At 54.2% G+C, this 10,033-nt stretch carries 10 protein-coding genes; 3 read left to right on the forward strand and 7 right to left on the reverse strand.

The window, feature by feature from the left end:
* The coding region (locus tag BM216_RS33095) for a transposase domain-containing protein (RefSeq protein WP_143102949.1) at positions 1–245 on the forward strand (245 nt) is incomplete at its 5' end.
* Between the two features lie 390 nt (positions 246–635).
* Here BM216_RS33095 and BM216_RS33100 read toward each other — a convergent pair.
* The 6 genes from BM216_RS33100 to BM216_RS33135 all read right to left on the reverse strand — a co-directional run bounded on the left by BM216_RS33100 (position 636) and on the right by BM216_RS33135 (position 6,930).
* Entirely contained in the window at positions 636–1,412 is a 777-nt protein-coding gene (locus tag BM216_RS33100; protein WP_143102950.1) for a winged helix-turn-helix domain-containing protein, read from the reverse strand.
* Between the two features lie 1,173 nt (positions 1,413–2,585).
* Positions 2,586–2,912 (reverse strand): cupin domain-containing protein, encoded by a 327-nt coding sequence (locus BM216_RS33110; RefSeq protein ID WP_093004652.1) that lies wholly within the window; start codon positions 2,910–2,912, stop codon positions 2,586–2,588.
* Positions 2,913–3,423: 511 nt separating this feature from the next.
* Complete coding sequence (locus tag BM216_RS33120) at positions 3,424–3,957, reverse strand: nuclear transport factor 2 family protein (protein ID WP_093004658.1); 534 nt, start codon at positions 3,955–3,957, stop codon at positions 3,424–3,426.
* Between the two features lies 1 nt (position 3,958).
* Complete coding sequence (locus BM216_RS33125) at positions 3,959–5,137, reverse strand: MFS transporter (protein WP_093004661.1); 1,179 nt, start codon at positions 5,135–5,137, stop codon at positions 3,959–3,961.
* A 90-nt stretch (positions 5,138–5,227) separates the two neighbouring features.
* Positions 5,228–6,607 carry an NAD-dependent succinate-semialdehyde dehydrogenase gene (locus BM216_RS33130; RefSeq protein ID WP_093004664.1) on the reverse strand — a complete coding sequence of 460 codons (1,380 nt, stop codon included), beginning with the start codon at positions 6,605–6,607 and terminating at the stop codon, positions 5,228–5,230.
* A 71-nt stretch (positions 6,608–6,678) separates the two neighbouring features.
* Positions 6,679–6,930, reverse strand: coding sequence for an Atu4866 domain-containing protein (locus tag BM216_RS33135; RefSeq protein ID WP_093004667.1), 252 nt, complete (start codon positions 6,928–6,930; stop codon positions 6,679–6,681).
* Positions 6,931–7,016: 86 nt separating this feature from the next.
* On the opposite strand from BM216_RS33135, the gene BM216_RS33140 reads away from it, so the two are divergent.
* Positions 7,017–7,931: a LysR family transcriptional regulator gene (locus BM216_RS33140; RefSeq protein ID WP_348272035.1), complete on the forward strand. Its 915-nt coding sequence runs from the start codon at positions 7,017–7,019 to the stop codon at positions 7,929–7,931.
* A 145-nt stretch (positions 7,932–8,076) separates the two neighbouring features.
* Here the strand turns inward: BM216_RS33140 and BM216_RS33145 are convergent, their stop codons facing one another.
* Positions 8,077–8,880 (reverse strand): class I SAM-dependent methyltransferase, encoded by an 804-nt coding sequence (locus BM216_RS33145; protein ID WP_177231034.1) that lies wholly within the window; start codon positions 8,878–8,880, stop codon positions 8,077–8,079.
* Between the two features lie 399 nt (positions 8,881–9,279).
* Between BM216_RS33145 and BM216_RS33150 the strand changes: the two genes are divergently transcribed.
* A partial coding sequence (locus tag BM216_RS33150; RefSeq protein ID WP_093004673.1) for a glutamine synthetase beta-grasp domain-containing protein occupies positions 9,280–10,033 on the forward strand: 754 nt, incomplete at its 3' end.

The raw sequence follows: 10,033 nt of genomic DNA on the forward strand, positions 1-10,033 counted from the left end.
ACAACATTCTGGAACGCGACATCAGAGTTTTTGCGACCGGAAGAAAATCGTGGTTGTTCAGCGATACGGCTGACGGAGCCAGAGCCAGCGCTATGATCTACAGTCTGATGCTGACCTGCCGCGCCTGTGGCGTTGACCCACTTACCTGGCTGCGCCACGTGCTCACCGAGTTGCCTCAACGCCACGAAGCCGACGACATCGACGACCTGCTTCCGTTCAGCTTCTCCAAAACCTCAGCCAATTGATAGACCCGGATATCGCTTCGCAAACGAGGCCGCTCCGGTGCTGCCGCCTACGTCAATGTGCATGGAAAATCGCGCTTACGTATAGCGCGCTATTTCCCAGTCATAGTCTGTCTGATTTGCACAGCGGCTTCAATTTTTGACGCAACTGTTTCAAATGGAATTGTAGCACTGCGTGCTAGCGGCGCTTTTGACCAGCCCGCTGGTGGTCAGTTGCTTTGCGTTGAAACCAGCCAGAGCTAGGGCGCGTTCAAATCCTCGCACAACCTCGAAACAGCCCTTTGACGCCAAGTCATAGAGGCTGGAAAGCAGCAGCCGAACGCGTAAGCATGCGTCTTACCTGGTTTGCTGATCTGCAGGTCTGTCAACCCGCGTATGGCCAGTCGGTAGCGCCTAGTGCTTCAAGGGTCTGGAAACAGAGAGATCGCTCGGATAAACCGCCGGCCTCGGGCGCTCGCGATGGTCCACTGTTACATTGCTCTCTAACACATATCCGAGTCCGCGCTCCGTTCGGATGGGGCAGGACGTCCACGGTCCGGCTTCTAACTTGCGCCTAAGCCGCGAAATAAGCACGTCGACACTCCGATCGAAAATTCCTCCCTCATTCACCCGCGTCGCGCGAAGCAACTGCTCGCGAGAAAGAACCTTTTGGGGGTTCTGCAAAAATGCAAGCAGAACGTTGAACTCGCTCAGGGTTAGCTTAACCAGCTGGCCAACGCTGTCGAACAAATGGCGAGCTTTTACGTCGACCTTCCAGCCGCCAAATTCGTAGATTTCCAATCCTGATAGATCGCCCTCGCGTGTTTGTCTTGTGCGCAGTGCGACTCGTATACGTGCGAGGAGTTCGCTCTGCCCGCATGGCCAAGCTATGTAATCAGACGCGCCCAGCTCCAGGCCAAGAACTTTGTCGATCTCATCGAGCCGATCAGCACTCACTACAATGATCGGAGCTTCGTTCGTTTGAGATATGAGTTTAACGGTCTCAAGTCCATCTTCCTTCGACCCATGACTGACATCGACGATGAAGAGGTCAATTGGCTCTTCGTTCATCACACGCCGAAGCGGATCGCCAGCTGTTACGCTAATAAATTCAAACCCTTGCCTCGAAGAAATATTGGTAAAATAGCTACGAAAAAAATCGCTGCTCTCAACTAGAAGAATATTATGCACATTCACACCACAATAACATTTTAGGAAACTATGGGCCCCCAGTCTAGGAAAATGGCCGCGGCTTTGTGACGACGCGACGAGGGGATAGCAGCCTTATTCACCCGCTATGAATCTCCTTCACATGCAAAGAGGAGCATTGCGCTGGCATACCTTTCAGTTGGTAGGGAGTCAATTGGTCGCTTTCGATTCGAGGCGAACGATGACTCAACGCTCACCAGCAGTGTCGGTCCACTTTATTCCCCGGCCTGAAGCGCGTGCACAACTCGGAGGAGGCGCGAAATTGTGTCAATCATCTCTGCTTTCCGCCGGGATTATCTGCTGCGTAAGGGCTCGGTCGCACCTTAACACAGGCACTCATCCATCAGCTTGTTCGACAACTGTAAGCCAGCGAATATCCTGCGGTTCGAACACGACAAAACCTCGGGGAAAGCGAAAGTCGGAAGCGGATGATAAAGCATTTGCATGCCGACCTGGTGAACCTAGGCTACGAAGGCTTCAACAATCGCGCGGCGGCATTTGCTCGGGAATGGCGGGATGACCGGCAGATTAAAGTGCAGACGCAGGACGTGGGGCATTAGCTCACGGCCAGATAAGTGTTTTCGCGAAAAACGAGCAGATGGACTGCACAAGGCGGTTTTCACCATATTCCTGCCCCCAACGACAAAGGGACTTCGTTACTAACCCTTATAAGATTTCGACCCATACAGTCCACTAGACTGCGTATGGTCAATTTGAACAAATCAATTCCCGGCAGGATCTCGGCCAGGTATGTGGTCTGCTTGAGGATGCCTTCACGAGTACACACGAGCAGCGTCGACAGAACATCGAGAGGAGCGAGTGCTCTGAAGACATTCACCTTGCATTCGGTAATTCTCGCAAAGTCCAGTAGGGCGAGTTTGGCCGTCTTCGGTTCCGCCCAGCGATGATGCAACGCGCATGCATCTCACCGTCGCAAGACCGCTGGGAGGCGAGCCGTGCCGACGATGAGATGAAAAAGTCGCTGTAATCCTCCCCCGCCGGGGTATGGATGTATCTGAATTCATTGGGTCATATGCTAGGGTAAGGTGCCGGCTCTCACTTATCCTTGCGAAGCTCGGTGTTTGACTGCCCATGCGGAACCTGATCCAACACAATCAGTTCAAGCGGTTCGGACGAAGCATTCTTCCCTTGATGCTATTGGTTCAAGCTTTCGACAGCTATCTCGCCCTTTCCGAAGAACTTTGTCTCGTTTGTAACGAGATTAGTCACTGCAAGTCGCCCGGATAGTACGTATGCATAACGGGGATATGGATGCCTGTGCACAGGGAGGGTTTGGTCCGGGGGGATCAGGAAATCGCTCGCTATCAGGTCGATCTCGCCCGGGGGCAGGGTGAGAGGCTGACCTGACATAGTTGATGAAACTTGCGCGATTTTTGTGACGACTGTCTCTTTGTCGCCGCTCACAGCAACTCCAGAAGCAGCACCTGATACTATTATGGCACAAAATATAAGACGTTTCATTCCAGTTCTCCAAATGGCGTAAACCAGCGCGGTTTACGTTCCCGTAATTGCTCCTCTGTTATGAAAGTTCATGTCACACGTACGTAGCGGTTTCTCGAAAACCTAGTCATAAATTTCACGCTTGCGGGACCGCCGTTGGCTCAACACCAACGGACCGGCGAACCTGATGCCGTGGAGGAGTTCGACCCCCATCTCTTGCTGGTGATGATTGGCCGGGCAACACCACGATTTCGCCTGGAGGACGAAAGCAAAATGCGCGCCGCCGCAGAGATTGGTGTGGCCCAGCCATATTGGTTGCCACTCGCAGTTTGTTCTGCACCGTTCGTGTTGTTCCAATCGGACGCTGAGGGGTAGCAAACGCATCGATCATTCGATTTGGGAACCGCGATGCCAGTCGGCCGCCTTTATCGGTCCGCTACAAATTCCAACTCAACCAGACGTGTATTTCCCTCATGGGTCAGCTTGGAGCTGCCAGGTCCCCAAGAAGGCGCGGCAGCCGTCGTTTCATGTCTTAAGTGAAGTACAAATCATCGAGACCGCGGCGCAATAGATCCTGATGTGCTTGGGATCCATCCACGGGCAACAATGTGCGTTTCGTGACTTTCCAGCGATTTTCGATCCGTCCCAGCTCCCAACGATTAACCACGGTGCGATGGATGCGATATCCGGTCGAGACGCCATGATTGGGTAACGGGCGTGCGTCCCCATCTTGGTCGAGGTGAATAATTAGCAGGTAAGAGGTGACTACAGCGAAATCGCCGCGCAGATCTACAAGTGGAAGACTGACGAAATGCGCCAAGCCGCGATTGATTGCTTCGTGGTGTTCAGGTCGCTCGATGAAAGCTGCGATCTCGGACGCCCCTTTCGCTCCGTCAAGCGTCGGGCCACGATCGAACACTCCATCGTCCCTGTATACATTGCGCGTATATCTCGAGTGACCGGTGTCTGCACTCAGGGGATGGGCCGCGATAAGTTCGTAGATTGCGAGCTTGTCCTCGACGGTGCGCAGGCGTTCTTCGAAATCGTTGTTTTCTAGGCGCGGCATTTTAAATTCTCCTTTGAGCTCTCAAATTAAAGATGGCGATCGCTAACGCAATCACACCGAAGAGCAACAACTGATAGGAGACCAGCGTGTAGCCACCGGCGCTCCAGGCCCAAACTCCGCAATAGGATCCGATTGCCCCGCCGAGGAAGAAAATGACCATAAATACGGTGTTGATGCGGCTATGAGCTGCCTCATCCAAGCGGTAGATTTGCGCCAGGTTGTTGACTTGGGTCGCCTGTACCCCGACATCGAGGAGAAATGTGGCGACGATGAAAGCGAGTACTGAATCTGTCCAGTGTTGGGCACATAATATGCCGAAAATCATGATCGAGACCGTGATGACCTGGGTCCGCTCCGGACTGCTGTGATCTGCGATACGTCCGACGATCGGAGCGACAAGCGTCCCGCCTATAGCGACGAGGCCGAATAGACCAATCTGTCCGCTGCTGTAGGAGAATGGTGTCGTGCTGAGATGGAAGGTGAGGGTTGTCCAAAAGGAACAGAAAGCGCCAAATACAAATGCTCCAAGCAGCGAAATGCGCCTAAGCTTTGCGAACCGACCAAACTGCCGAACAGTCGATATCATCAGCGAAAAGTAGGTGCCGCTATGTTGGCCAAGTTGACGCGGGAAGGTGCGATGGACCAGGACAGAAATGCGCAGAGATACGGCGGCAGAGCCTGCGTAGACCCAACGCCAACCTAGCATATCGGTTACATAGCCTGAGATGATCCGTGACGCCAATATTCCGCAAAGTGTACCAGTGAAGACTGCGCCGATGATTCTCCCCTTAGTTTTCGCGGTGGCTATAGACGCAGCCATTGGAACTACGATTTGAACAGCGACTGCAAATACGCCGACTGCTAGGCTTGCAACAGCGACTTCCACTAAATCGTCCGCCATTGACATCCCGGCTAGCGCAAGGGAGAGGAGAATTTCCAAGCAGATGACCAGTTTCTTTCGGTCGATCATATCGCCCAGCGGCGCGAGGAAGAAAAGGCCGAAACCAACCCCGATTTGAGTGAGGAATGGGAGGATGCCCGCTTGCTCGTCCGTTAACGCAAGAGCATCACGGATCTGCGAGAGAATAGGCTGGCAATAATAAACATTCGCGATCGTAGCACCGGTGGTAACCGCCATAGCAAGCACCTGCCGCCTCGGAGGATCGAGTTGTTCACTCATTTTCGATGTCCTGGAAAACGCCTCTGCGGGCAGACGAGAGGTTTTATGGGTGAAAGCGGCGGCGTAGCCGCCGCCGTCGACAGTCTTTGCTTAGCGATCTAGACTCGCCATGAGGACGTACTTGACTTCGACATATTCTTCGATGCCGTAATAGCTGCCCTCACGGCCGAAGCCGGAGTGCTTGACACCACCGAACGGAACTGATGCCGTTCCGACGGAAGGCGAATTCAAGATGACCATGCCGGCCTCGATGTTGCGCGACAGGCGGAACGCACGGGCAAGGTCTTTTGTGTAGGCGTAGGCCACAAGGCCGTACTCGGAACTGTTGGCACGCCGGACGACTTCGTCCTCGCTATTAAAGCGATAGATTGGGAAAACCGGTCCAAAGATTTCTGTCTGAGCCACCCGCATGTCGTCGGTGACTTCGGTCAGGATCGTCGGCGCGTAAAACAGGCCGCCCTTCTCGTGTACCTTCCCTCCAAGAACAACCCGTGCGCCGGCAGCCGTTGCCTCGTCGACGAGACCAGCGACCTTGTCAAACCCGGTCTTGTTGACGAGCGGCCCAACAACAAACTCGTCTTGCATTCCCTGATCGACTTTGATCTGGGCTACTCGTTCAACGACCGCCGCGACAAACCGATCGTAGATGCTGGCGTGCACGTAAATGCGGTTCGGCGAGATGCAGACCTGCCCCGAATTTCTAAGCTTCGCTGCAACTATGCCTGCGACAGCGTCGTCGAAATGCGCATCGCCGAAGACAATGAACGGAGCGTTGCCGCCAAGTTCCAGCGTCATCTTCTTGAGGTTCTTGCCGCTGGCTTCTGCCAGAAGCTTGCCGACGGCGGTGGAACCGGTGAACGATATCTTGCGGATGCGATCGTCGCCTGTGAAGAGCGGACCGATTTCTCTCGGGTCGCCTGTGACCATCTCAAAGACGCCTTCTGGAATGCCAGCTTTACGAGCGTACTCGAGCAGCTTATAGGCCGTGAGCGGTGTTTCTTCGGACGGCTTGATGATCATCGTGCAACCCGCAGCGAGCGCAGTTGCAATCTTACGAGCGATCATCATGAATGGGAAGTTCCATGGCGTGATCGAAGCGGTCGGTCCGGCTGGCTCCTTTACGACCAGAACGGCTGCGTTGTCAGCATGTGTTGGAATCGTGTCGCCGTAGATCCGCTTTGCTTCCTCGGCATACCATTCAATGAAGCCGAGACCGTAGTCGATTTCGCCCATGGCCTCGGAAAGGCATTTCCCGTTCTCCTTGACCATAATCTCCGCAAATATGCGTTTGTCATTACGGACCAGCTCGAACCAGCGACGAAGAAGATCACTTCTTTCCTTTGCCAGTTTCCGCGACCATGCGGGGAACGCTTCACAAGTGCGATCGATCGCCGCTTTAACGTCGTCGATTGAGTGGTGCGGAACCTCGCCAACGAGGCTACCATCTGCTGGGTTGATTACTTTTATCATCGCTTTTTTCGCTTCCGAGGTTGGCCCGCTCGGGGCCCGGCTATTAAAATCGTCTGATGGCTTTTGGTCGGTTAGGTTTCCCGGTGGAACCGCATGCCGACATGGTGAAGGATTTCGTCAATGAAATCGCCGTTGGCTGTGAAGCCGGTGTCATCCCAATATTCGATATGGCTTCCGCTGATCTCATAGCGGCCTTGGTAGGCACTCTTCTTGTTGCCTCTTGCTTCGTCGTAGCGCCCGTCAGACTTTAATTCCTGCCGGATATGCCCGTCTTCAGTAACCCACGTACCTACGTAGGGGTGCTTCGCCTGTTGATCCGTCATACTGTTCCTTTCAAGTTGTTGACGGAAATATGCGGCGCTCGATTACAAGAGATCCAATATATCGAAAGTTTATTATGATACATTTTATGTATCAGTTGGAGGAAAGTGTGGAGCTTAGGCATCTCAGGTATTTCATCGCCGTTGCGGAGGAGGGGAACTTTCGGCGCGCCGCCGAGCGTATCGGTATTGCTCAGCCTCCACTCAGTAGTCAGATAAAGGACCTCGAAGACGAGCTAGAAGTTCAGCTCTTCCGCCGTTTGCCACGAGGAGCGGCATTGACGGAGGCCGGTGAGGCTTTCCTCGCTGAGGTGATCGTGATCTTCAGGCAGGTAGAATTCGCTAAGCAGATGGCCTTGCGAGGTGCCGCTGGTGAGTTCGGCAGACTTCGGATCGGTTTCACCGGGTCCGCGGCATTCAATGAGCTAGTGCCCAAGATCATCCGCTCCTTCCGGAAAGCATATCCGAGCGTGGCACTCACTTTGGCCGAACTGAACACTCGCCAGCTGTTGGATCAGATCAGAAGCCGCTCCATCGACGCTGCCTTTATTCGACCAGGGCCAACCTCCCCCGATGGCATTAAAATCACAATGGTGGCTGAGGAGCCTATGATGGTGGTTTTGCCCACTGGTCATCGTTTGGCGAAGGAGTACGCAATTCCCCTCAGCTCGCTGCAAGACGAGCCGCTCGTTCTCCATTCAAGAGAGCTGGGACCCGATCTCTACGATGAAGTTATTGAGGGATTCAGGCGCTCTGGCGTTGACCCAGTCATCGGACAAATCGCTCCTCAAATCACTTCAATCGCTAATCTCGTGGCCGTGGAGCTCGGTGTTTCGATCGTCCCAGCGCCTCTTTCTGCGATCAATGTTCCAGGCGTCGTCTTCTTGCCAATCATTGGTGATGCCCCCCGCGCAAGACTTGCGGTAGCGACACATCCGGATGACCACTCAGTGGTAACCCGAAACTTCAAGCAGCAGGTAGCCACGAACCTTCAGAAGCGGTGACAGATCGCTTGACCCGGCACGATCTCACGATTCGCTAAACTCCTGACGCTTGGGTGTTGTGAGACATCGCTTCCGAGATCCTTATTGAGCGACCTCGTAGAACACCCTTGAACAGCTCCGTGCTGGGCCACCTTTTCGCGAAAACCTACATCTTCTTTGCGGTAACCAGGAATGCTTTTGTTGGAAGCCGAATGATTCCCTCCCGGTCCGCATAAGCGCGAAATGCCATTTCCAGCTCTGCGATAACCAACGCGAGCTCATCGCCTGACAAGGCTGCGAAGCCTGGAAAACCGTTGAACATAGGAACGCACTCTGCAACGGCATGTTCTGATCGCAATGGAATCCACTCAGAACTTACAAACTGGACATCGATTCCGTAACAACCGGCCCGAGCGAGGTGGGCTTTGAGGCTATCTTCCGAAAATGCCGGAAACATTCCGCTTGGCCATATTTCGCGGTCCGGGAATAACTCGTTGAAAACCCTTTTCATCACGTGGGCCGGAGAGCAATCATGTCCATGTGTCCACATTACAAGCGCTATATGTCCATTGGATCTCGTGACCCTCACCATCTCGGCAAGTCCAGCCTGCCAATTCAGATAGGCCAAGATTCCGAAGTTTGACACTGCAATATCGAATGCTGAAGCCGCAAACTTTAATTCGCAGAAATCCATAACCTCGGCCGAACATAAATCGAATGATTTGAGGCGCTCCTGACAGCGCAAAATCATAGTTGTGTTGATGTCTATTGCAGTCACATGGGCACCACGGCTGGCTGCAGCGACGGCCAATCCCCCAGTTCCGGCGCCCACGTCGAGAAGTGATAGGCCATCAATGGGCATGAATCCGTTGAGAGCAGTCGTCGCGAATGGCTGTGTCGCACGCTCACCGACCTGCTCGTAATATCCTGTATTCGTGGTAGGCATTTGAAACTTGGCTTCCGAGGTCAAGCTCGCTCTCCTAATGCATTCTAAAAGTCTTGTGTTCGAGAGCGAGCATAGCCGACCAATGTTGCAGCAGTGTTTTATTGGAGGTCCTGTCATTTCGATTGCAATGAAACCGCAGCTGAACCTGCTCAGGCCGCGATGGCTTCTGCGACTACGTGCGGCCACGACGCCGTTCACCAGAGATTGAGATGGCACGGCTTAATCGGAATATGGCCATTGAGGCGTGCACTGGCCTCTTTTGGATGAATTCTCGCAAGCAGATACCGAAGGAAATGATTTTTTGATGCTCCCAAGAATTTATTACCCATGCAATGAGAGACCCGAAAGTTGTCATCGTCGCGCAAAGTTTTTCCTCTCTGCTGAAGTTGATCCGAACAATCGATCCATCTGAGAGGCTGGCCAATGACCAAGTATAAGCTCGAGTACATCTGGCTCGACGGTTACACCCCCGTCCCGAACCTGCGCGGTAAGACGCAGATCAAGGAATTCGACGCTTTCCCGACGCTCGAGCAGCTGCCGCTCTGGGGCTTTGACGGTTCGTCGACGATGCAGGCCGAAGGCCGCTCCTCGGATTGCGTGCTGAAGCCGGTCGCGATCTATCCGGATCCGGCCCGCACGAACGGTGCGCTCGTCATGTGCGAAGTCATGATGCCGGATGGCGTCACGCCGCATCCGTCCAACAGCCGCGCAACCATCCTCGACGACGAAGATGCATGGTTCGGCTTCGAGCAGGAATATTTCTTCTACGAAGACGGCCGTCCGCTCGGCTTCCCGGAACAGGGTTACCCGGCTCCGCAGGGTCCGTATTACTGCGGCGTCGGCTACAAGAATGCCGGTGCAGTTGCTCGCGAGATCGTTGAAGAGCATCTCGACCAGTGCCTTGCTGCCGGCATCAACCACGAAGGCATCAACGGCGAAGTCGCCAAGGGCCAGTGGGAATTCCAGATTTTCGGCAAGGGCTCCAAGCGCGCCGCCGACCAGATCTGGATGGCCCGTTACCTCCTGCTCCGTCTGACGGAACAGTACGGCATCGACATCGAGTTCCATTGCAAGCCGCTCGGCGACACCGACTGGAACGGCTCGGGCATGCACTGCAACTTCTCGACCAAGTTCATGCGCGAAGTTGGCGGCAAGGACTATTTCGAAGCCCTGATGG

The sequence above is a fragment of the Rhizobium sp. NFR07 genome (assembly GCF_900111905.1).
Taxonomy (GTDB): Bacteria; Pseudomonadota; Alphaproteobacteria; order Rhizobiales; family Rhizobiaceae; genus Neorhizobium.